This window comes from Neobacillus vireti (assembly GCF_001026695.1).
GTDB lineage: Bacteria > Bacillota > Bacilli > Bacillales > Cytobacillaceae > Neobacillus > Neobacillus vireti.
Genome location: NZ_LDNB01000005.1, coordinates 1 through 21,479, shown reverse-complemented (window position 1 = coordinate 21,479; position 21,479 = coordinate 1). Strand labels below are relative to the sequence as shown.

23 protein-coding genes are annotated in these 21,479 nt (G+C 37.5%); 19 read left to right on the top strand and 4 right to left on the bottom strand.

Annotated features, from left to right (window positions below):
- Nucleotides 1-98: 98 nt before the first annotated feature.
- The 8 genes from AA980_RS05945 to AA980_RS05910 all read left to right on the top strand — a co-directional run bounded on the left by AA980_RS05945 (nt 99) and on the right by AA980_RS05910 (nt 9,639).
- A complete protein-coding gene (locus tag AA980_RS05945) occupies nt 99-1,172 on the top strand; it encodes a Wadjet anti-phage system protein JetD domain-containing protein (protein ID WP_024027700.1) in 1,074 nt (357 codons plus the stop codon).
- On the top strand, nt 1,163-2,674 hold the full coding sequence (locus AA980_RS05940; RefSeq protein WP_235815126.1) for a hypothetical protein: 1,512 nt from the start codon (nt 1,163-1,165) through the stop codon (nt 2,672-2,674). The genes AA980_RS05945 and AA980_RS05940 overlap by 10 nt, the downstream gene beginning before the upstream one ends.
- A complete protein-coding gene (locus tag AA980_RS05935) occupies nt 2,675-3,421 on the top strand; it encodes a DUF6063 family protein (protein WP_024027698.1) in 747 nt (248 codons plus the stop codon). It abuts the gene before it with no gap.
- Nucleotides 3,399-7,862 carry a coiled-coil domain-containing protein gene (locus tag AA980_RS05930; protein ID WP_024027697.1) on the top strand — a complete coding sequence of 1,488 codons (4,464 nt, stop codon included), beginning with the start codon at nt 3,399-3,401 and terminating at the stop codon, nt 7,860-7,862. The genes AA980_RS05935 and AA980_RS05930 overlap by 23 nt, the downstream gene beginning before the upstream one ends.
- Nucleotides 7,863-8,348: 486 nt before the next feature.
- Nucleotides 8,349-8,588 (top strand): helix-turn-helix transcriptional regulator, encoded by a 240-nt coding sequence (locus AA980_RS05920; RefSeq protein WP_024027695.1) that lies wholly within the window; start codon nt 8,349-8,351, stop codon nt 8,586-8,588.
- Complete coding sequence (locus AA980_RS05915; protein ID WP_024027694.1) at nt 8,578-8,928, top strand: hypothetical protein; 351 nt, start codon at nt 8,578-8,580, stop codon at nt 8,926-8,928. The genes AA980_RS05920 and AA980_RS05915 overlap by 11 nt, the downstream gene beginning before the upstream one ends.
- Before the next feature lie 75 nt (nt 8,929-9,003).
- Nucleotides 9,004-9,162, top strand: coding sequence for a hypothetical protein (locus tag AA980_RS27135; protein ID WP_156351172.1), 159 nt, complete (start codon nt 9,004-9,006; stop codon nt 9,160-9,162).
- A gap of 39 nt (nt 9,163-9,201) precedes the next feature.
- The gene (locus AA980_RS05910; protein WP_024027693.1) at nt 9,202-9,639 is read left to right on the top strand and encodes a VOC family protein; all 438 of its coding nucleotides are present in this window, start codon (nt 9,202-9,204) and stop codon (nt 9,637-9,639) included.
- Nucleotides 9,640-10,114: 475 nt separating this feature from the next.
- On the opposite strand, the gene AA980_RS05905 is transcribed toward AA980_RS05910, so the two are convergent.
- Together AA980_RS05905 and AA980_RS05900 are read right to left on the bottom strand one after the other, a co-directional pair.
- Nucleotides 10,115-10,432 (bottom strand): hypothetical protein, encoded by a 318-nt coding sequence (locus AA980_RS05905; RefSeq protein WP_024027692.1) that lies wholly within the window; start codon nt 10,430-10,432, stop codon nt 10,115-10,117.
- A 306-nt stretch (nt 10,433-10,738) separates the two neighbouring features.
- Nucleotides 10,739-11,401: a nitroreductase family protein gene (locus AA980_RS05900; RefSeq protein ID WP_024027691.1), complete on the bottom strand. Its 663-nt coding sequence runs from the start codon at nt 11,399-11,401 to the stop codon at nt 10,739-10,741.
- Nucleotides 11,402-11,690: 289 nt separating this feature from the next.
- Here AA980_RS05900 and AA980_RS05895 point away from each other — a divergent pair, with 289 nt between their 5' ends.
- The 8 genes from AA980_RS05895 to AA980_RS27130 all read left to right on the top strand — a co-directional run bounded on the left by AA980_RS05895 (nt 11,691) and on the right by AA980_RS27130 (nt 17,944).
- Complete coding sequence (locus AA980_RS05895; RefSeq protein ID WP_024027690.1) at nt 11,691-12,686, top strand: zinc-dependent alcohol dehydrogenase family protein; 996 nt, start codon at nt 11,691-11,693, stop codon at nt 12,684-12,686.
- A 401-nt stretch (nt 12,687-13,087) separates the two neighbouring features.
- On the top strand, nt 13,088-13,441 hold the full coding sequence (locus tag AA980_RS05890) for a hypothetical protein (protein ID WP_024027689.1): 354 nt from the start codon (nt 13,088-13,090) through the stop codon (nt 13,439-13,441).
- Nucleotides 13,442-13,658: 217 nt separating this feature from the next.
- On the top strand, nt 13,659-14,261 hold the full coding sequence (locus tag AA980_RS05885; RefSeq protein WP_024027688.1) for a hypothetical protein: 603 nt from the start codon (nt 13,659-13,661) through the stop codon (nt 14,259-14,261).
- A gap of 141 nt (nt 14,262-14,402) precedes the next feature.
- Nucleotides 14,403-14,774, top strand: a complete 372-nt coding sequence (locus tag AA980_RS05880; RefSeq protein ID WP_034723683.1) for a hypothetical protein — start codon at nt 14,403-14,405, stop codon at nt 14,772-14,774.
- 178 nt (nt 14,775-14,952) lie between these two features.
- Nucleotides 14,953-16,173, top strand: a complete 1,221-nt coding sequence (locus AA980_RS05875; RefSeq protein WP_024027686.1) for an aminopeptidase — start codon at nt 14,953-14,955, stop codon at nt 16,171-16,173.
- 478 nt (nt 16,174-16,651) lie between these two features.
- A complete protein-coding gene (locus tag AA980_RS05870) occupies nt 16,652-16,861 on the top strand; it encodes a glycine zipper domain-containing protein (protein WP_024027685.1) in 210 nt (69 codons plus the stop codon).
- A 231-nt stretch (nt 16,862-17,092) separates the two neighbouring features.
- A complete protein-coding gene (locus tag AA980_RS05865) occupies nt 17,093-17,317 on the top strand; it encodes a hypothetical protein (RefSeq protein WP_034723679.1) in 225 nt (74 codons plus the stop codon).
- Nucleotides 17,318-17,770: 453 nt separating this feature from the next.
- Nucleotides 17,771-17,944, top strand: a complete 174-nt coding sequence (locus AA980_RS27130) for a hypothetical protein (protein WP_024027683.1) — start codon at nt 17,771-17,773, stop codon at nt 17,942-17,944.
- 251 nt (nt 17,945-18,195) lie between these two features.
- Here the strand turns inward: AA980_RS27130 and AA980_RS05860 are convergent, their stop codons facing one another.
- Nucleotides 18,196-18,489, bottom strand: a complete 294-nt coding sequence (locus AA980_RS05860) for a hypothetical protein (protein WP_024027682.1) — start codon at nt 18,487-18,489, stop codon at nt 18,196-18,198.
- A 269-nt stretch (nt 18,490-18,758) separates the two neighbouring features.
- On the opposite strand from AA980_RS05860, the gene AA980_RS05855 reads away from it, so the two are divergent.
- Together AA980_RS05855 and AA980_RS05850 are read left to right on the top strand one after the other, a co-directional pair.
- Nucleotides 18,759-19,190, top strand: coding sequence for a DUF4275 family protein (locus AA980_RS05855; RefSeq protein WP_024027681.1), 432 nt, complete (start codon nt 18,759-18,761; stop codon nt 19,188-19,190).
- Between the two features lie 161 nt (nt 19,191-19,351).
- Nucleotides 19,352-19,828, top strand: a complete 477-nt coding sequence (locus tag AA980_RS05850) for a GNAT family N-acetyltransferase (RefSeq protein WP_024027680.1) — start codon at nt 19,352-19,354, stop codon at nt 19,826-19,828.
- Between the two features lie 348 nt (nt 19,829-20,176).
- Here AA980_RS05850 and AA980_RS05845 read toward each other — a convergent pair whose 3' ends face one another.
- Nucleotides 20,177-20,665: a DinB family protein gene (locus AA980_RS05845; protein WP_024027679.1), complete on the bottom strand. Its 489-nt coding sequence runs from the start codon at nt 20,663-20,665 to the stop codon at nt 20,177-20,179.
- A gap of 278 nt (nt 20,666-20,943) precedes the next feature.
- On the opposite strand from AA980_RS05845, the gene AA980_RS05840 reads away from it, so the two are divergent.
- Nucleotides 20,944-21,318 carry a hypothetical protein gene (locus tag AA980_RS05840; protein WP_024027678.1) on the top strand — a complete coding sequence of 125 codons (375 nt, stop codon included), beginning with the start codon at nt 20,944-20,946 and terminating at the stop codon, nt 21,316-21,318.
- Nucleotides 21,319-21,479: the final 161 nt, after the last annotated feature.

Sequence of the window (21,479 nt, the reverse complement as noted above, 5' to 3'; positions counted from 1 at the left end):
TAAAATCTCTTACAAGCAATCGCGGAACTAGTTTATAATAGAATGATGACCGAACAAAAATAGGGTTTAATTCCTATGATTTTAGAAGATGTAAGTAGGTGGGCACAATCGACATCATTGAAACACGGGTGAGAGGTTTTATTGCAGATATCCAACACCCTAGTCAAAAAAAGAGAATCAATATGAATGATTTAGAACTGCAATTACGCAAGCTGATGGATGATTATTTTGAAATGGATGGGTATTCGCTATTTTTTAAGACCATTCAAACGTTACAAGCGGAAGGGGAGCTGATCCCGATTCAAAATAAACAATACAACGGGAAAACACCCGCGCTTGCATTGTATTACTGGGTGAATATCAAAGCTCAAGCAGCCAAATGGAATCGTCTTGAGATGATGAAATTAAGTGATCAGTTTGATTTTTCCTATTATGAACGGCATCCCGAATGGCAAACGAAAGAGGAATGGAATCGAATCCAGAACGTCTATTCATTCTTACAATCGAGTCATCAGCGGGAATGGGTGTCAGTCGAAGAAAGAAGCTTGGAGCTTTTTGGCCATGAAAAATTCCTGCTCGATGGTGAACAGTTTTCGGAGGGCAGAGGCTTTTTAACGAGAATAGGTATCACAGATGCTCAGCTTAAAATGGTGAGCTACGGCGAGCCATTTGTGTTTTGGCTGAAGCAAGGAAAAGCAATCGATGAGATTCAGCGGATCCTTATCGTTGAAAATCTATCATTCTTCCATACTTCGATTCAATTATTGGAAGCAGGCCAGTTGGATTATGAGCCTGATTTACTTATTTATGGGGAAGGCACGAAAATTGAACGAAGCTTTTCGTTTTTCTTTCGCATGTTTCCGCCGAAAAATTATCTTTTTTATTATGCAGGTGATCTTGATGCGGCAGGGTGCGGAATCCTTATCCGGCTGATTGAAAAATATCCAGACAGTTGTATTCAGCCTGCCTTAAAAATATATCGCAAAATGCTTGAATGTCTTGAACAAAAAAATGATCAAAAGCGAGGTCAAACACAAAATCCAAAAACTCGTGATGCCTTCTTTCAGTGGTTTACAGAGGAGGAGCAAGCCTTACTCATGGGGTTATGGCAGGAAAATAAGCGAATTCCACAGGAAGTCCTGACAATCGAATCATGGAGGCGATGGATGTGAACGAATCATGGGAAGGCTTCGCAGGAAGAATGCAGCGATTAAATCCATTGTTTGAGCTTGGGAGGGGGATGGATGTAGGAGAGCTGAAACCCTATGTTCAAACGATTCTCATGCAAGTGCTCCTCGCCATCTTTTACCGGGAATTAAATGATGATGAGCAACGAAAAAAGTCTGATATTAAGTATATGGTGGAAGATGCGATTAAACAAATGAAGCTGCTTGCAGACGATAAGCAAATTGAGCGGATCACTAGCGGGCTTTTATATTCCGGAAAAGAAGAGTACAGCCAGCCGTTTGAAGCGTTATATTACGATGAAATCAGGCAGGTCTGGGAGACTCAGGTATTTCGCTATGTCACAATGGATGAGTTATACACGAATTTAGAGATGGGCGGATCCATTGTTTATAAACTAACCGAGATTTCACAGGAAATGATTTTTATGAGCAGGGAAATGGCGGAGGAATTCTCGATAACCATCGAACAACTCTACAGTATGCAGCTGATTAAAAACGGAAATTTTCGTAAAGCGACTCGAAACCTCGATCACCTCATTTCACGCGTCAACCGCTTAATGGCAAAAGAATTCTCCTTTCAAAAGGAAATGATCAACAATCCGAAAATCTTATTGATGGAAGAAGAAATGCAACGGGCAGACAATCGTGCTGAAATCGAAAACCAATTTGAAGAGGAAAAAACACATTTCCGGACCATTACGAGTATGATTGAAAAAACGAAACGAAGAAATGAAGAAGATGATGATGTCCAAAAAGAATTGCATCTTCTCCAAGAAAAAGTGGGCCATACGAGACAACTGCATGATCGTTTTGCGAAACTCGTTATTCAAAACATTTCCTATGAGATGAAATTAAAGGCGGAAAATCCATCGTTATTTTGGGAAAATAGCTTGGTGTCATTCCGCGAGCATTTTTATGAAAATCTGTTCATGAAGGAAGGCGTTCGTTCTTTTAGGGAAATCGAAACCGTACTGTCTCCTTTGTTTTCACCGAAAAATGAATTCATCCTGCCACTTGATTGGATTTGGGGTGAACAAGAATTCGATGATAAACAAGTGACCAATGTGGTCATCGAAGAGGAGGCCGAGGAAGAAATTCCTCAGGTACGTGTGACGGATTGGAATTCTGTTAGTAAGGCTTGGAGTTATGTTTTTCAACAATTACAAGCAGCGGGGGAGTTTTCATTAGCTGAACTATCCACCTTTCCATTAGAAGTGCAGGATCTATGGCTGGAAGAATCGGAAACAATCGATCTATGGATGATGTTTGACAAGAAGCCGCTTAAGGTTCAAGTGCTGCATCGAAAGGAAGAAACCTTAAGCGATGAAAGGGAAATTCTTCTTTATAAACTAATGAACGAATACCCGCAATTTCAAGTGTTTGAAGGCATGAAGCTCTATACGACGTTTGATCATCGAGCGGAGCCTTTACTGTGGCAGCGAACGAAAATAACCCCTTTTAAACTATGTATTCAGGAGGCACGATAAATGAGTGCTGAAACGACCAAGAGAGCAGCGGCTGTCTATTTTACTCTATTAAAAGATAAAGTGATCGATGAATATAGTGAACACTTCCAGACGTATTTTGAGCCGGAGGTACGACAAACCGTTCTGTTATTAGCAGACGAATCTGGTACCTATATCATAGAATCGCCTAAACGCATTCAGTTGGTTGTCCAGCCAACCGGCTCCGTCTTTGCGACCAATTTTACGCATATGAAGGAAAAGCATAAGCATATCGAGACGAAAAGACATTTTCATCTGATAAGCATTGTGATTATGTCCTTTTTAGCCAGCATCGACCGCAACCAAGCAGCCAAAATCCGGACGCAGCGGGAAGGGATTAGCTATTATACATTAGAGCGGCAAGTAAATGATCTAATCATGAATTGGGACGGCATTCTGAAAACAAAACCTAACTTTGGTGAAGAAGAGCGCATTGATATGAAGGAAGTTGTCACCATGTGGAAATACATGGAAGTGGAAACGGACGATTATGGCGCCAAAAAAGCCAATCGCCGAACGAGAATCGGGTTAATTGCCGGTGCAATAAGGTTACTGGAGACGGAACGGTTAGTAGTGATACTGGATCGGGACGATATTCCAAAGGTGATCCCAAAGCAAGAGCTTTTTGAACGGATTGAATACCTGTATCATGATTATGACCGCTACGAATTATTGAAACAATTAATGACATTAGAGGAGGATGGGCATGCCGAAGATTCATCGAATTAGAATTGTTGGCCTTAAGTACGATGGCATGCAAAAGCAATATAAAGATACCACGTTTAACTTCCATAATGAGGAAACATCGACAAATGGTCTCATTTCGATGATGAACGGCGGTGGGAAAGGGGTATTCCTTCAGACCATCTTCCAAATTCTCAAACCAGGAACGGCGTGGGGGAAACAAAACAATCGCTATTATCAGCAATTCTTCTTTAATAACAAGGAGCAATTTATTCCTTATACCTTTCACGTGGTGATTCAGTGGGAATTAGATGGGGCGGACCGCCGTCATCTCGTCACGGGGGGAATGTTCTCAGCAGAACAGCGGCTCGCGATAAATGAAGAAAGTGGAAATGAAAGCAGGACACTGGAACAGGAAGCAAAAATCCTCCCTGTTTTTACGTTTTATACAAGAGAGTTTGAACGGAAAGAAGAGGCGGCCCTCGAGCATATTCCGCTTGTTGAAAATGAGGAAGTTGCGGACACGGAAAGCTTGAAGGACTATTTAAAATGGAACGGATATGATGTTTACAAAGATACGAAAAAGCATTATCGGATTCTGGATACATACGGAATTAACCGGAAAGACTGGGATATCTTGAAGGACATTAACAAGGATGAAGGCGGTGTTGGAAAATACTTTGAGGGAGCAGAGGATGATCATTCCTTGTTCCAAAAACGAATCATTCCAACGGTTAGTCAAATCTTACATCGAACAGACCATCAAAAAAACGATTTAGTAGAAATCTTCAAAAGCCAGGCAAGTATTGCAAAGGACCTGCCTGTACTTTTAAAAAGAGAGCAAGCCCATAAGGAGTTCTTAGAGGATATTGTCCCTTTTGACGAGCACCTAGCAAAGGGGATTGAACATAAAGAATTCATAGAAAATAGCATTAAAGTTGGCCGGCAGCTGCTGGGTGCTTTAGAGCATTTGAAAAAAACAGAGGAAGAGACGCTCCTTACCTTAGAAAAAGACATTGAAAAATTAACCTTAAAACAAGCAAATTTACGCTTCCAAAAAGACAATTTGGAGTTTGCCAAAGCGCATAGAGAAGTACTAGATTGGGAGAAGAAATTAAAAGAAGAACAGAAGAAACACACCTCCTTACAAGAAGATGTGAAGGAAAAACAGGAACGAAGAGAAGAGCTTGCCTTTCAGACAATTTTAAAAGAGTGGTATGAATACGAACAAACGATTCGCTCACTTTCCCAGCAAATTGCGAAACTGGAGCAAAACAGCGGCTTAGTGCAGGTTAATCAAAGAATGGATGAAATTAAAAAGGAAGCGTTACTGCAATGGGAAACTTCTTACCAATCGATACAAGAGGCCATGAAGCAGTATGATGGCTACCAAAAGTTCTTAAAGAAAAAAGAAACCGAACTGTCCCGCCAGGATAAACACATGACGAAGGAGTTTGCTCAGCTCAGCGCTGAAATTGATCGTCTCTATACGCATATGCATGCGTTCGAATCTAAGGAAGAAACGCTTATAACCGAGTTTGGCGACCGCATCACCTATGATTTACAGGGTACTATCGAAAGCCTATCCAAACAAATTGAAAACAAAAAGGTTCAGTTAGATGAGCTGGATACCAAAGATCAAGAATCTACGGAAAAGCAAAAGCAGTTAGCTGCATCACACGGTACACTTGCACAATCGATTACGTTTTTAGAAGAAAAATGTGAAGAGTTAAAGCGAGCAAATGAAGTGCAAACGCAAAAAGAAGCAAAACTAGTTGAGAAGCTTCGTGGTTTACTCATGGATGTCACGGTGCCGTTAAGTCACGCTCAATTATCGAAGTATGCCCTTCAGATAGAGGAACTGCTGGGCAAGAATAAGCACCAAGGGGAACAAATAAAAAAAGAGCTATGGGAAACACAGCTCGACCATTCCTTAAATGATGAGCCTTTCTGGATTGCCAATAAGGATGTGAAAGAGTTAAAGGAATGGATTGATGAAAAAACGGGGATTGATGTGTTTTATGGAACCCAATTTCTTCAATCTTTAAGTCCTGAGGATCTAGCGAAATACCTATTGACTTATCCGCTCCTCCCATATGGTTTGGTCGTCAGCCAGCATCAATGGCAAAAAATTAATCAGCAGGTTCTTTCCGGAAGATTGTTTAATAGTCCAGTTCCGATCTTCCTGCGTGAGGAAATGAACAAAGAAAAGGACCAAGCTTCCTTTGTCATTATTAACGGAACCGAAAATGCGCTATTAACGGATAAAAATCAATTCACTAGCTGGAAAATTAGTATTGCGAAACAAATAGAGGAAAAGCAAGAAACGCTTGTAGAAATGGAAAAAACAGAAGCGTCCTTCCGTCGTATCTTAAAAGAAATCGATCGATTCCTATCAAGCGAGCTTTCCATTGATCTCGAACGAACGCTCAGTCAGGAACAGAATGCTCTCCTTTCTGAGAAAACAAAACTGCAAGAAATTATCACCCAAGTGGAAAGAGAGAAGGAATTACAGCTTCAGTTAAAAAAACAGCTGGAAAAAACGAAACGAAAACGTAAAGAACTTTCTACTGATGTGGAAACATTAGCTAAATTTGCTGAAGAAAAAACGCGTCATCAAGAAAATAAACAGGTGAAGCTAGAGAGAGAGAACCAAAAGGAAGCTTTGACCATCAAGCAGGAGGAAATAGGTAAAGAGTACCAAACGTTTGTTGAATTGCAAAGCAAGTGGAAGCAAACCTATTTTGAATGGAAGCTAACCATCGAACAAACGATCAAAGAAATTGCCGCATTTATCGAGGTAGCGGCATTTCCTGCAGAGGAAAAAGCGGACCTAAGTGAAGAGGTTCCGCGTCTTTCACCACATCTTTTAGAAGAGATGAATGGCAGTATTGAAGAGTTAAAGCAGCTGCAAAAATCAAAAGAAGAGCAAGCTAGTGAATTATTGGTGATTCAAGCGACAAAAGAATCAGAACAAAAGCAGCAAAAGAAATTAGAGAAAAAACTGATGGCTCATCCTCAGGATTGGAAAGAAGTTCCTGAACCAGATGAACCGATTAGTATATTGGAAAATATGCTGCAAACCGCACAGAAGGAAGCAAAGACAGCGGAAAAAGAAGAACGTGATCAAGGTACGGCTGTAACGGTAGCAGAAACCTCCATACAGCATGTGATCGAGCAGCGTGAAAAGTTAGCAAAAAAGGTCGCAAAACATGAATTGCAGCCTGAAGAATGGGAAGATCTTGACTTAGAAGTTAAGGCCGTAGAAATTAATGACCAAACGAAAATCGCGAAGGATGAATTAAAGAAAACAGAAAAACAGCTAAAGGAAACAGAAGCCAGTATTACAGGCTTTGAAGGAGATTTGTTAACCTTATCCGTTATTCTTAAGGAGGAAGCAGCCGTATTCACGGATCAGGATGTCGAAAAAATTAAGAATCAAGGTAAAGCGTGCATCTTGTCCTGGTGTGGAGAGCATCAAGCGATTCAGGAAGAAGGCAAAGAGAAGCATGCGAAGATCGAACAATCGTTGCGCAATTTAAAGCTTGCGATTGAAGGGAAAGATTGGGAGATTCGGTTTAAAAAAGAAGTGTTAACAACACTTGACCATATGGATACAAGGCATTATTCCCATATTCAAACCATTGTTAAAAATATGAAGCGTTTTTCACAAAGCGGATTGGAGCAATTAGAACGGGACAAAGAACGAGCTGAAAAGGCACAAAACTTCTGGGCCAGCCGTGCCAGCATGAAGGTGATGAGTATTTCAGAGTCGATTCGTTCGATGATTGCGAAAATGAAGCTGAAAAATGAACGAGGAACGTTTCCACTGGTCCAGCTCAAAGAGGACATCCTGCCGAAAAGGGCAGAAGAGATCGAGCCATTACTGAAGCAGCATTTTGTAACGGCCATTAACAAAATTACCAAACAGTTTGATATGATTGATCACAACAATCTCTCATTAGATCAAGAAATCAAACAGCTTATTAGTGATGAACAAATTTTATTTGTATCGCTTCGAAATCGATATCCTGAACTGCTTGTTTATAACATGCGAACGGATAACGCCTTTATGTATGGTAAGCCAAAAAGGGAGCATTATTCGACCTGGCAGACGATTAATCAAGGATCGAAGACGAAATCGGACGGAAGCGGCGGACAAAAGCTTTCCGCTCGGATGGTCATGATGATGATGTTATTGTCAGTGAAAAGCGAAACCGATCAAAGCTGGGTGCCTTTAGTCTGTGATAATCCATTTGGACAAGCCGCATCTGCGCATGTTCTTGACCCGATCTTCGCTGTCGCCGAGAAACTGAAATTTCAATTCATCGTCGTCACACCACCTGAACTGGTGAAAACGGAAATAAGCCAACGATTCGATGCCTACTATAAATTGGACTTTATTCGGGAAAAAGGGAAAGAAATCGTTTCAGACACCATTGTTCCGGCATTTCGGATCTATCAGGGGGAAGAAGTTATTCAATAGAGGTTATTCAATGAAGGTATATAGACTAAAAAGGAAGTTTAATGGATATAAAAAAGGATCACAGTTTTATTTGATTAGCGAATCAGAATTTATCGGGGTTAAAGAGTTTGTTTTGAGAACGGAAGATTTAACGAATAGGCTCTCGCTCAACGAAAGCGAACTCCTAAAGAATTTTATTTTCGTAAAAGAAATCTTCTAATTTAAAAATTCGTGCCAGGCATTATCCAATTTCCGGGTGGTGCCTGGCATTTTTTTAGGGATTTTTCTAATTTGTCAATTATTGACCAATTTTTCCTGTTAGTTGATTAATAAGCCTTTGAGAGAAAGTGAACCTAACGGAATCATGGATTTCAGGTTCTTTCTGCATTCTGGCGCTTGTTAAATCAAAGTAATCTAAGTAAAAATAAAATTAATTTGTAATTTTATATAAGTTTACTTTACTTTTGTGAAAAGTAAGTTTATTATTTGATTCAAGAGGTGATGGTCATGAAGAAAGATTTTGGTGATTCGATATCAAATAAGGTGTATGAATATCGTGTACTTTCCAGAATGTCTCAGCAAGAATTAGCAGAGAAAGTCGGGGTTTCCAAACAAACCATCTTCGTAATGGAAAAAGGAAATTATGTTCCGACGCTGCTGTTAGCATTTCGAATTGCAGAATTTTTTAGTGTTGATGTAAACGATATTTTTACTTATATGAAAGGAAATGATCAAAATGATAAATAAGTTTTTCTCAGATATCCATAACACAATTTTTTCCACTTTAAAGTCCTGGGTTGAACAATCTTCGGGAAATTGGAATATTCTCATTGGAGTTGGTTTTTTTCTGGTTATGGGTAGTGCGATTTTTGCCTATGTAATGCATAAGATGATTGGGCCAGACGATGAACGGACAAATAAAATCTTTTTGAAAAGCAGTTACTGTGTGTTGTGGGTAATTATTCTTTGTGACATGATTTTTCCTAAAGACTATATGTGGAACATCTTCTTCATGTTCAAATATGGGCTGGCATTTTTAACTGGTGGAATTTATCTGGCCGTCCAATATAAAAAGGATTTTTCATAAGGAAAGGTCGAGGAGCGAGGCTTAGCCATCGATGTAAAATGAGTCGAGAATCGAAAATCGGGTGAAGGGGAGGGAGTGGAAATTCGGACAGCAATCAAAATTCGGCAGCCAATAACGATTGCGATTATTTTTCTTGTCGGGATAACAATGTCGATGAATGGATACTTTCGTCTGGAAGGAAGCATAATATACCCTTCTGTTCAACCAATATTAGACGGATTTATCCTACTATGAATTCTGTGAAGAGCACTTAATCTCAAGGAGGTATAAGATATGAAGATCAATAGAATAGATCATGTGAGTATAAACGTAAATGATCTTTCAGAGGCTAAAGCGTTTTTTCTTAATTTAGGACTGGAAGTGAAAGCTGAATGGGAATTGGATGGAGAACAGTTGGACAGAATAGTCGGGCTTAAAGATGTTAAAACGGCATGTGTAGGATTGGGGATGCCAAATGGTCAGGCATGGATAGAACTAGTCAAATTTTATTCGCCGTCAGATGAAATAGATATTCAGCAACCTTTTGCAAATACTTTGGGTATCCGACATATTTGCTTTGCTGTTGAAGATATTGAAGCTATTGTTGCAAAGTTGAAAAAGAAGGGCACGGAAGTCTTTAGTGAGATACAGCAATATGAAGAAAGTTATAAGTTATGCTACGTTCGTGGTCCAGAGGGAATTATTTTAGAGTTGGCGGAGAAAATCAAATAAACAGAGGATTTGCTGACATATATAGAGAAACACACTGATATTTGAGATTGGACGGCTGCCTTTATTAGGGGTAGCTGTTCTTTACATATATTACCTTTACATAGACCCCGAAAATCAGGAAAGACTTAATGTGTATGAAGTAGAAGGGGGTTTATTTATGTCTATAACAAAATTAGAAGATAAAAATGCTTGGCAAGATGTTCTAAAAACAATAAAAGCGCTAGATCCGCAAAAATAAGCGTCAAATGAGAAGACGCGATGGAACACATTCCTGCAGGAATCGTTTCTTCTTATTTACATAAACATCATTATCATGATAACAACAATGAATGATCTGAATAAAAAATCTTTAAAAAAGAAACAAGAGCTTTTACATGAAAAACTCCTGTTTCACAAAATGGCTGATAACCATTAAGGTCGGTTCCACTATGAGCTAACACTTTACCGTGCCCGGGAACGCTTGATAAGGAAATCTTTATCTTTTAATTTCAGCATGACGATAGTCGCTGCCGACAGCATAGACTTCATACCATTGATATGTCGGCGATTTGAACCACTCGTACCCCGGCAAATAGACTACGTATCCCTCATTGCCCTCAGCGTCAAGGATTGATTTGAATATTTTGACCTTTCCAAATCCAAACGTTTGATCCAAATATCCCAGCACGCCATCTCGGATAATCATTTTTTGCTCTTCTTTCTCCGTTTTATATTGCTCCATGAGCCCGGTAATAAACATACTTAACAAGACCAAAGTAATCGTGATTAACACAAAAATAAACAACTGGTACATAAAAACAACACATCCTCCGGTATCATTTTTTATTCAAACAACTATTCGTGTATTGCAGCAAAATCAATAAATTTTATCAAACTCGGTCACCACCGCCCCTTAAATGGAATGAGTTCTTTACGATTGTACATTCAATTGACAGACAAAAGTGTGATGCAAATTATAAGTGCATACATATAGCAGTTAAATTGAAAAAATGTAACAAAACTTTCGAATTTTATCCTCCAAGAAAAAAAAGAAACCAACTTGGTTTAATTCCAAGCTGGTTTCTAATGTTAAGTCATTTTATTTGTAAATAGTTCTTGCTCATTCCGTAGGCATTTCGTTAAAGAACGCTACGTCCTCAATTGGAAGGCGGGTAGTCGGATGCCCTGGTTTTGTTGCTTTTCCAATCGCAATAAGCATCACTGGCACATATTTTTCGTCAATTCCGAAAGCTTCAACAAACTTTGCTTTGTCGTATCCTCCCATCGGAACTGTGTCGTACCCTTTGGAACGGGCGACAAGCATGAGCTGCATGGAGATCAATCCACCATCCGTATATACGACTTGGCGCGCTACTTCTGGTGGGAAGCTTGAGTATGTGCCGACCGTGCGCTCAATGAATGATTTAGCCGTATCAACCGGCATAAACCCAGCTTCAACTGCTTGTCCATAAATTTTTTCAGCGTTCTTGTAGCTTTCCAGGTCACCAAGAACAGCAATAACAGCAGAAGCCTCGACTACTTGTTGTTGGTTAAACGCGATCGGCAAAAGCTTGTTCTTAAGCTCTGGCTTATCGATGACTAAAAAACGCCATGGCTGCAGGTTCGAAGACGAAGGAGCCAATGTTGCTAATTCTAGTATTTCGGTCATTTCTTCGCGTGAAATCTGCACTGTTGGATCATATGAACGAACAGAACGGCGTCCCTGAATCACATCAATGAACGTTTGCTGTTCCTGTTTTTCAAGAGTTTGTAAGTTTGACATAATCATGCCTCCTAGTGATGTAAGGATAGTTTGTTTCCCCCAATTATGAACATTCTAGGGAATTCATATATAGGTAGGTTATAAATCCTTTTATGGTAAATGTGAAAAAAATCTATCAATTTTTCGCATTCTACTAGGTTACATTACTTAAATTAAAACGACTTGTCAAAAATAATGGTTGGGATAAGGGGGCTGGAACTCTGACCTGGACCAATGATTATAAAATTCATAATATTTCTAAATCATATGTATATAGTGTAAAATTATTGAAGAGGAGTGTGATTAACAAATGAAAGCACAGGTAATTAAAAAATTTGGAGATCCATCTGTTTTTGAGATTGCTGAAGTTCCTAAGCCTGAAGTAATTCCTGGGCATGTGGTTATTCAAGTAAAAGCAACAAGTGTTAATCCAGTTGATACCAAGGTACGCAGTGGTTTGGTAGCAGCAGTTGCACCAGAATTTCCGGCGGTGTTACACGGCGATGTAGCAGGAGTTGTTACAGAGGTTGGAGAAGGGGTAACAGTGTTTAAGGCCGGTGATGAAGTTTATGGCTGCGCAGGTGGTTTTAAAGGAACAGGTGGTGCTCTTGCCGAATATATGCTTGCGGATGTACGGCTTCTAGCTCCTAAACCAAAAAACGTAACGATGGCACAAGCGGCGGCGATCCCTTTAGTCACCATTACTGCATGGGAATCACTTTATAATCGTGCAAATGTACAAAACGGACAAACGGTACTTGTTCATGGAGCCACAGGCGGGGTAGGTCATGTGGCCATTCAGTTAGCAAAGCTAGCAGGTGCGAAAGTGTTTACAACGGCTTCTTCTACGGAAAAGTTAATCATTGGAAATCAATTGGGTGCAGATGTGGCTATTAATTATCGGGAACAGTCCGTAACAGAGTATGTAAAGGAACATACAGATGGAAAAGGATTCGATATTGTATTTGATACTGTCGGCGGCGAGAACCTCGATCGGTCTTTCCAAGCGGCGGCCATTAACGGAACAGTATTAGCAATCGCAGCGCGCTCAACACATGATTTGTCTCCTCTTCATGCTAAGGGACTATCCTTACATATTACCTTCATGCTATTAAAAGTATTGGATAAGGACCAAAGGAGGGATCACGGGAAAATATTACGAGAAGTAACAAATCTTGTAGAGGAAGGGAAGCTTCATATCTTAGTCGATGAAAAAACGTACACTTTTGATCAAGTAAGTGATGCGCATACTTTATTAGAATCTAACAAGGCAATTGGAAAAGTCGTATTAATAAATGAATGGTAACTAGTGGAGAATTTACCCCCTTCATGAGTAGAGATGTATGTATTATTTATACGACTCTACTCTTTTTTGTGTTTTACGGTTAAAGCTTTAAAAGTTGAATCCAATAATGATGCTGTCAAACGACTTGTATAAATGGTACGAAAAGGCAACGAAATTGCTATTCAACTTAGTGGATTCAGTAACGAAGGATTGTCTTTTTTTATTGAAGTGTCGAAACAGATTAGCAGAAAAAAATTCCAAAAATATAATATTTCAAATATAATAAAAACAGGGATATATAGAAAGTATATCCATATTTGGGTCGAGACGTTTTTAAATGAAAAGTAGAAAGACATTTCCGTTTATATTGGATAGTCGTGTACTAAAACACAGAAAAAGGCTTTCTTAAGGGGAGAAGAAACATGATAAAAGGGAAAATAGTAATGGGGGTTGGTTTACTCTTAATGGCAATAGGAGTATATATTCAAACTTTTTTATCACCTCATTGGTTTATTATCGGCACAATAATTGCTTTATTTGGATGCCTTATAGGAGGAATTAGCTTATATCTGTCTAAGTCTAATGGGGGTGCAGGAATAAAACTTAAAATAATCAATGTCTTAGGCTGGGTAATTTTTATACCTTGGTGTATATGTGTGTACTTTTTTAAAGAAGAACTATCTATCATAACGACTGGGTTAGGTGGAATTATTTGTCTGATGATGGGAACGGCGTTAATACATTATAAAGGAAAGAAAGGATTAGACAAAAATTAAATCATTATGTATATCATACTTAGTTTTGAAGTATCGTTCTTAAGCTAACTGGTGCGATAATCAAAGAAGGATTAACGCTTTTTTTGTTGAAGTTATTAAGCTAACGGGGCAGTTTAGTTGAAGGGAGTTTTCTAAACATTCAGACTGTTAATAGACACTATTTATTTCAAAGGTGTTTAGTTTGAAAAAAGCGATATAGAAAAAAGAGGTGCAATCTATGCTTTTTCATTATCATTTTTGGACGCCATTTGTAGAAGAAACGGAGAAATTCTATGTAGAAAATGGTTTTGTCATATCCCAGCGTATAGGAAGATACGAGGGTGAATTCCAAAAGTTTAATCCTCCCTTAAAATGGGATGACTTTCGGGAGAAAAATATCCTATTTCGTATTATTGAGGCAAGGAAAGGAACTATAAATATTACTTTTGGATACGGAAAAAAGATAATGTTTGACCATATTGGTTTCTTTGTTTCTAAAAAAGAACAAATGAAGATATGTGAAAATGCGAATAAACTCAATTGGAAAGTTGATAAAGGAGAACGAAGAACCTTTTTTGCAACACCATATAATTTTAGAATTGAGCTTCAAACCAATGAAGACGCAATAGACTCCTTGAATCACCAGGTAAAAATCCAAGAATTAAAATTGGCAACAAAAAAGGCAGGATTAGAAAGCGACCTTTTTGCTTTGTTCGGTAATTCTTCATATAATATTAGCTCAGAAGTTGGAGATGTAGTTACAATCAAACAAGCAGTAATAAAAAACCTCGTTTCATCACCTATTGTAGACCCTAATGGCGTTGAAATTACAATCGATTAAGGTTTTAAATTTGTGAAGAAATATACTTGAGTTAACGGGTAGCTTGAGTTTAAGAAAGCTGCCATTTTTGACGGCTTTCTTCTTGTGCTAACTGAGCAGGATAGTTTAACGAAAAGAAGGAAATTTAATGGAAAATTTCGATTGGGTTATTTTGAAATTACCACCCATATTGGTTTAGCTTATTTATATAATAACGAATTAAACGGACAAGAAGATTATGATTACAAGAAGAAAATTGAAGAATTCCTGAATGATGATTCTCCGATAATTTATAATTATATATATCCGAGAGATGATGAAGATTTATTGTATCAAGTTGACCATTTTGCACCTTTAAACAGAAATAATCATAAACCCATTTATATTGATATGTGGAATAAACTTTCAGATGAGTTAGACATAAATGAAATTAAGAAGTGTGTAAAAATATTAGTTAAAGAATTCTTACACGAAAATATTCCAAATGTTGAATTGCTTGATATTCCAACATACGATGAAACTAAAAATGCATAAGATTATTCGCATTTTCAAGAATCAAAAGAAAGATGGGAATAAAATTATTAAATTGTGAAGTAATTCACTTAAAGTAACGGGTGCTTGAGCAAAAGATGGGGACGCTGCCACGATTCATTACTAAAATACAATTTTTCAAAGAACTCATGATAAAATAACAATGAATGGAGGGATATTTTTGAAAACGTTTGAGGAAAAATTAAAAAGCTATGCAGAATTGGTTGTAAAAGTGGGATTAAACGTTCAACCGAACCAAATCCTTTATGTAAGAGCTAGTGTGGATACGATTCCATTTGCTAGAGCTGTCGCTCACGAGGCTTACAATGCAGGTGCAAAAAATGTGTATGTGGACTATAGTGATCCTGAAATCACACTCTCACGCTATTTGAGAGCATCAGATGATGTTTTTACAGAGTTTCCTGAATGGGAGCGAATTCAACGTGAAATGTTGATTGATAAGGATACGGCATTTTTATTTATCGTTTCCGACGATCCGGATTTATTGTCCAAAGCTGATCCAAATCGTATTGCGAATTACCAAAAAGTAAGCGGAGAAGCCATGGTAAAATGGCGAGAGCAGCATGATGATGTTAGTTGGGTCATCTGCGCAGCTCCAAGTCAAGCATGGGCAGAAAAGGTTTTTACAGGCGAAACGAATAGCTTGGACAAACTTTGGGATGCAATCTTCAATTCAGTACGTATAGGGGAAGTTGAACCTGTAAAGGCATGGAAAGATCATATTGGAAACTTGCTCCAAAAGGTTACTTATTTGAATGAAAAGAAATATAAGAAGTTACATTACAAAGCTGAAGGCACAGATCTAACGATTGAACTTCATCCCCTACATCTATGGAGAAGTGGTGGAACCAAAAATCGACATGGTGTTCAATTTGTTGCGAATATGCCAACTGAGGAAGTATTCACATCGCCATTACGTTCAGGTGTTAATGGTTTCGTTTCGAGTAAAAAACCACTTAGCTATGCAGGTAATTTAATTGATGAGTTTAAATTAACTTTTGAAAATGGTCGAATTGTTGAAATTACAGCTAAGAAGGGAGAAGAGGTATTAAAGAACCTAGTAGAAACAGATGAAGGCTCCCATTATCTTGGTGAAATAGCTCTGGTTCCACATGATTCACCTATTTCTAACACAAACGTACTTTTCATAAATACATTATTTGATGAAAATGCTGCAAACCATTTAGCATTAGGATTCGGTTTCCCTAACTGTATTGAAGCTGGAGAGAAAATGACGAAGGAACAGCGTGAGGAAGTAGAACTTAATTCGAGCATAACTCACGTTGATTTCATGATTGGTTGTGCGGATATGGATATTGATGGTGAATTACCTGGTGGTACACGTGAGCCAATCTTTCGTAAAGGGAATTGGGCTTTCTAATTGATTTTGTTGGAAACCCCTTATTCGTTAGTGCATAAGGGGTTTCCGGACTGTAGGGAAATGGGACGTTCTTTTCATTATTAGCATAAGTGCCTGAGCTACTTCGATATGTTTTCAGTTTTTCTACAACTATCATCTGGTTAAGATTAAGGTTTGTCTGCTCTTATGCCACAACGGGTGCTGTGCGTTTGCCTCAGCAGGTCTTCTTATTGTTTCCATCATATTAAATGCACATACTCAGATTATAAAAAGGTTATCGAACCTCGATTTGTGAAATGGTTTACTTAATGGGTGCAATAGTTTAAGGATTTATCTGTTATTATGGCAGCTTTTTTTATTGTACAACGTGAAGGATAGTGAAAATTGCAAAGTTTTAAGGACAGATTTTAAATTCGAGTAAATATGTCCTTATAGGGAAAAATATGTAACGGTATTGTGCTGGCAAGCACTTGCCTATTCTAAATAAGGAGTGAGATGAGTGGCTGATAAAAACGAACGTAGCCGTGCCGATAATGATGCTGGCGAAGCGGTAGGAACTGGTGTCGGTGCTGCCGCTGGAGCTGCTTTGGGTTCTGTTCTTGGTCCACTTGGTACCGTTGCAGGAGCTGTTGCAGGAGGAGCGATGGGTAACAAAGTCGGCGAAGGCGCCAATGAGGCTAATGAGAGTGTTGCGAACCGAGAAGATTAGACTTTAACCAAAGAGGCACTGAATGAATTGGATTCCCAAAAAGGGAGTCCTTTTTTATTAAGTTAATTCTGCTTTTTTAGGTAAATTTTCAGTAAAATTGTGAATCAATTCACTTAAAGTAATGGGTGCTTTAGTTGCACAGTAGGGGTTGCTTATGCAACAATTTTCTTATTCCACTAACGCGGCAAGTTAGTTGAACAAGAAATGGTAAAATATTGGAGGAGGGTGTCTATGATGGCAATGCACTTTAAAAAAACAGATTTTTTAAAAGTAATAGCAGTTTTGTTGATATATACAACTGTTGGCTACCTTATGAATGTTGATGTATTAAAGATTTTTATTATCCGAACAGATGAATTTAGCATTAGCATATTTGGTGTTGTCCTATGGGTATTAACCTTTATTTTTATACAGTACATTGGCAGGTATTTCTCAAAAACAAAAGGAAATAGGTGAAATATGGCTGATTTTCCTTGTTTCACTAATGGGGTATGCTTGAGTCGAACAAATGGGTGGTTTTCTTAAGAATATGATGACTTTGATGATGAGTAAAAAGTAAAACCTTAATAAAGTAACGGGTGCTTTAGTGAAAAAAAAAGACTGTCTTTTTTTAACGGGTTCCGTTTCCTATGGCAAACATTAAAAATGTAATGCAAAATGACCTACAAATTGTATGCTAATTTGTAGGTCTGTTTTTGCTGATATAAAGGGATTTCAGTTATTATTTTGGGTAAATTTGTAATACAATTTGTATATGAAAATGTAGGGGTACAATAGGGAGTGTACCCCTACAAATTACATACATTTTTACTTACAAATTAGCATACAGAAATGTACCATTTAGTGGGAGTTGATTGATGTGAAATTAAGCCAAATATGTTTAAATATGAATAGGAGGTGTTTTAATTTATGTTCAGCAATATAGGAGTACCAGGATTAATTTTAATTATAATAATCCTCGCTATTGTAATAGCAGTACCAACCGCAATAATATTTTTCATTATTAAAACCCAAAAAAGACATAATAGTTTAAGAAGAATTGAAGAAAAGTTAGACCAAAGCCTTTCTAGTAAAGGAAAGTAATGCCGTTTATTGATATGAAATTACAAGGGTAAACCCCAAAAAGGAGTTGCTAGAGGCAACTCTTTTTATTATGGCTTAACTTTTTTCAAAATGACAAAATGCACTGCAAATTGTAGTGCATTTTTGTGTTCATTTATAGTTACATTTTGGAATGCAATTTCAAGTTTTGCGATAGGGAACGGAACCCGTTAGTCTTTTTGACGGTCCTTTTTTGGTGAGATTAACACAAATACATTTTTGTAAAGTGCCTGCTACTTATTTATAGAGTTATTATTGCTCTCTTCACGATTTGTGGAAGCTGTTTTGTCATCGACTTCAGCCCCCTCTACGATCTGGTTACCAATAGCACCGCCTGAAACACCGCCTATTACAGCACCAATTAGTCCAAATGGAGCACCTATCATAGCACCCGCAACGGCTCCATTTAAAGCTCCTGTTTTTTCACCAAAGTCACTCGCATCCTGATTAGAATTACTACCAGCTTGATTGTTGCCACTTTCTTCTACATTTTCACCAAAGTTATTGCGTTCGTTACTCTGATTCATCTATTCACTTCCTTGTATATTAATGGAGAATATGCTGATGATGAAAGCACACCATCCCAAACATATACTACCCAGCTGAAGTATTTTTACTCACTATGTTGGTTCAAGATATACTTGTCTAATCGGCAGTCATTTTTTCTTGTTCAACTAATGGGTGCGATGTTTTAAGAAGGCAACGTATTTTCTTTCTTCGACTAACGTGGCAGTTTACTTGAAGAAGGGTTTTCATATATTATGGCGAATTTCACTGTATTTAGGGAGGGGCAAAAATGAATGACCTATATGGTAGACTTAAAACCAAAAAAATAAAGATAACAGAAATTCCAAAATGGGGACCTTATTTACGAAAGAAATGGGAAAATAATTTTGCTAATCATTTAAGTGATAAAGATAAAAAATTAATTTACCTATTTGATACGGGTGGTTATTGTGGCTATTTATGGCACTTGTTTAGTTATGAGAAGAAGAATTGTTTAGAGGGGGAAAAAGCTGAAGCCGCATTCAATAATCAACCAATGAATAATTGTTATGTGTTTTATCAACATTCGGATTATGCTTTTTTTCTAGAAAATGCCTCTATGTTTAATACTGATGACCTTATAAATGAACAAGATATTTATATTGTAGATAAAGGATTTAACTGGACTTACATACAAACTCACGAAACTGGATGGTGTGGACCATATTTTAGCGTTAAATGAAAATCAGGTTGTTTCTCTAACGGGTGCTTTAGTTGAACAGCGGGGGTTGCTGCGGCAATCCTGTTTTATTGAGCTAAATGTGCAGGTTAGTTCAAGAAAGATTGTATAGTTGGTGTATAATAATTTTAAATAAATGGGATAAAAATTGGGGGAATCAAATTTTGTTTTCATTTCGTACCATCGACATACCAAAAGATAGTAAAACTATTACTACATTTAGAAGAGATTCTTACATTATTAGTTTCGGTGATGAGAGTTTATTTGGGGATGATGACAGTTATTTAAATAAGATATCAGAAAGGCTTATAAAATATCCAAATGGACTTGTTTTAGTTGAAGTAGACCGTAAACCAGTAGGTCAAATTGAGTTGCAGGTTAAGTTGTTTGAGAATAAAGAAGTTGGATATGTTAATTTATTTTATTTAATCTCTGAATATCGGGGAAAAGGTTACGGGGCTAAACTAATAGAATATGCGGAGAATTTCTTTCGCAAATATAATGTGGATGAATATCAATTAAGAGTATCTAAAACCAACATCAGTGCAATAAGTTTTTATAAAAAACACGGATTTGAGGTGTTAAAAATAGAAGAGGAGGATACAATTCCGAGATTTAGAATGCAAAAATTATTAGATTAATGGGTGCGATGTTTCAATAACAAAGGCTTACTTTCCTTATTGTATTAACGGGTAGCATTCCTGTAATAAGAGCAAAGTTTGTGAAGAAATGTACTTAAAGTAACGGTGCAAGAGTTGAAGATCCAGCCGCCTTATTTTGGCGGCTTTCTTTTTGTGCTAACGAGCAGGATAGTTTAGGAAGAAGTTAAATAGGAGAGAAGAAGGTTTGCCTGATTACTTTAATAGGTTTTGTTAAATATGATTGTTGTTTTTTAGGTATAAAATATGTGAACGTCCAAATCGGACGTTCCCGTTCTTATTCCTTTAAAGCCCCCTATAATGGAATAACTGTTAAGCTAATAAATCTTTTTAAAAACTGCGTTTTGCTGCCCAAGCTCCTTGCATTTTACTAAGGAATACAATTTGGCCAATATGATAGGCGTCGTGCATTGCTAAGCTCTTCAGTTCAATCATTAATGGATTGTCTTCAGGGATTTCTCTATACAAATCTTCTAGTTCTGATGTTGCTAGTATTTTTTCTAGTTCACGATGAACATAAAAGTATTCTTGTTTTGTTTTCTGCCAATTTTGAGACGTCTCAGTTGGTAATCGATATGTAGCGTCATTATTTTCTGCCTTTGGTTCATTTGTTGTTTCACCAAGAAATCGTAACAGAATTCTTTTTTCAAAGAAAAGCAAATGACAAACTAATTCCCAAATGGAATGTGCCCCCTCAACTGGTTTCCAAATTGCCTGTTCAAAAGTGATATCCTCTAGCACTTTTTCAAGTGGTGGAAACCAGTCTTCTTGATCTAAGCAACTTGCCCATTGCTGTAACAAAAGTGCCCTTACATCCATTTTCTATTCCCTCCAATTTAATCCCTTTAATAGATAATCTCTTGGTCAAAATTCATTTGTGGCGTGTTGTATATAGCTATTAAACTACCCTTCAATGGAACTATGAACGTTCCATTATTCGGAAAATTCTAATAACACTTTATCATATGTTGTGTTAAATGTAAAAGAACAGCTGTCTTAAGATTGGGATGGCTGCGGCAATCCTTTTTTATTGCACTAACGTGGCAGGATAGTTGAACAAGAAACTGTTAAAATAGTGATAAAAAAGGGATGGGAAAATGGCTATATTTCCAGAAGAAAACGACTATCTTTCGTTATTCGAATGTGAACCAACGTTATTAGATAACACTTCGAAAGACTTGCCTTTTTATAATAATAAAGCAACGTACCGATTTTCTAATGAAGAGGAAGACTTTATTGTTACTCTTTCTCCCTCATATGGTGAAGTCAAAATACAAGTAACTCAGCGTGCTTCAAAAAGATTGTTATCACTTTTGGACCTAAAACGGGTTGATAAATTTGAAATTACAGCAGATAAGAAAGACCATTCAAGTGTGCTATTAACAGTTGTTAATGAGGACACTCAACAAATGATTGAAATTGATTTTAAGCCTTATTTTAAACAGATTTTAAAAGAACATTTTACTCGGTAAGTACAAATTCTTATTAAGCTCTAACGGGGGCTAAAGTTTAAGATGGGTATTGCTGCGGCGATCCCTTTGCTTCTTCAGCTAACAAAGCAGGCTAGCATTCCTGTAGATCGTTAAATATCAGGTTTGAAAAAAACAGAGCCCCTCAGTAAGATACGAGTATA

What these genes read in the sequence shown, in the direction of transcription:
- AA980_RS05940 (WP_235815126.1), top strand. Translation starts at nt 1,163, where the DNA reads ATGGATGTGAACGAATCATGGGAAGGCTTCGCAGGAAGAATGCAGCGA.
- AA980_RS05935 (WP_024027698.1), top strand. Translation starts at nt 2,675, where the DNA reads ATGAGTGCTGAAACGACCAAGAGAGCAGCGGCTGTCTATTTTACTCTA.
- AA980_RS05930 (WP_024027697.1), top strand. Translation starts at nt 3,399, where the DNA reads ATGCCGAAGATTCATCGAATTAGAATTGTTGGCCTTAAGTACGATGGC.
- AA980_RS05920 (WP_024027695.1), top strand. Translation starts at nt 8,349, where the DNA reads ATGAAGAAAGATTTTGGTGATTCGATATCAAATAAGGTGTATGAATAT.
- AA980_RS05915 (WP_024027694.1), top strand. Translation starts at nt 8,578, where the DNA reads ATGATAAATAAGTTTTTCTCAGATATCCATAACACAATTTTTTCCACT.
- AA980_RS05910 (WP_024027693.1), top strand. Translation starts at nt 9,202, where the DNA reads ATGAAGATCAATAGAATAGATCATGTGAGTATAAACGTAAATGATCTT.
- AA980_RS05905 (WP_024027692.1), bottom strand. Translation starts at nt 10,432, where the DNA reads ATGTACCAGTTGTTTATTTTTGTGTTAATCACGATTACTTTGGTCTTG.
- AA980_RS05900 (WP_024027691.1), bottom strand. Translation starts at nt 11,401, where the DNA reads ATGTCAAACTTACAAACTCTTGAAAAACAGGAACAGCAAACGTTCATT.
- AA980_RS05895 (WP_024027690.1), top strand. Translation starts at nt 11,691, where the DNA reads ATGAAAGCACAGGTAATTAAAAAATTTGGAGATCCATCTGTTTTTGAG.
- AA980_RS05890 (WP_024027689.1), top strand. Translation starts at nt 13,088, where the DNA reads ATGATAAAAGGGAAAATAGTAATGGGGGTTGGTTTACTCTTAATGGCA.
- AA980_RS05885 (WP_024027688.1), top strand. Translation starts at nt 13,659, where the DNA reads ATGCTTTTTCATTATCATTTTTGGACGCCATTTGTAGAAGAAACGGAG.
- AA980_RS05865 (WP_034723679.1), top strand. Translation starts at nt 17,093, where the DNA reads ATGATGGCAATGCACTTTAAAAAAACAGATTTTTTAAAAGTAATAGCA.
- AA980_RS27130 (WP_024027683.1), top strand. Translation starts at nt 17,771, where the DNA reads ATGTTCAGCAATATAGGAGTACCAGGATTAATTTTAATTATAATAATC.
- AA980_RS05860 (WP_024027682.1), bottom strand. Translation starts at nt 18,489, where the DNA reads ATGAATCAGAGTAACGAACGCAATAACTTTGGTGAAAATGTAGAAGAA.
- AA980_RS05855 (WP_024027681.1), top strand. Translation starts at nt 18,759, where the DNA reads ATGAATGACCTATATGGTAGACTTAAAACCAAAAAAATAAAGATAACA.
- AA980_RS05845 (WP_024027679.1), bottom strand. Translation starts at nt 20,665, where the DNA reads ATGGATGTAAGGGCACTTTTGTTACAGCAATGGGCAAGTTGCTTAGAT.
- AA980_RS05840 (WP_024027678.1), top strand. Translation starts at nt 20,944, where the DNA reads ATGGCTATATTTCCAGAAGAAAACGACTATCTTTCGTTATTCGAATGT.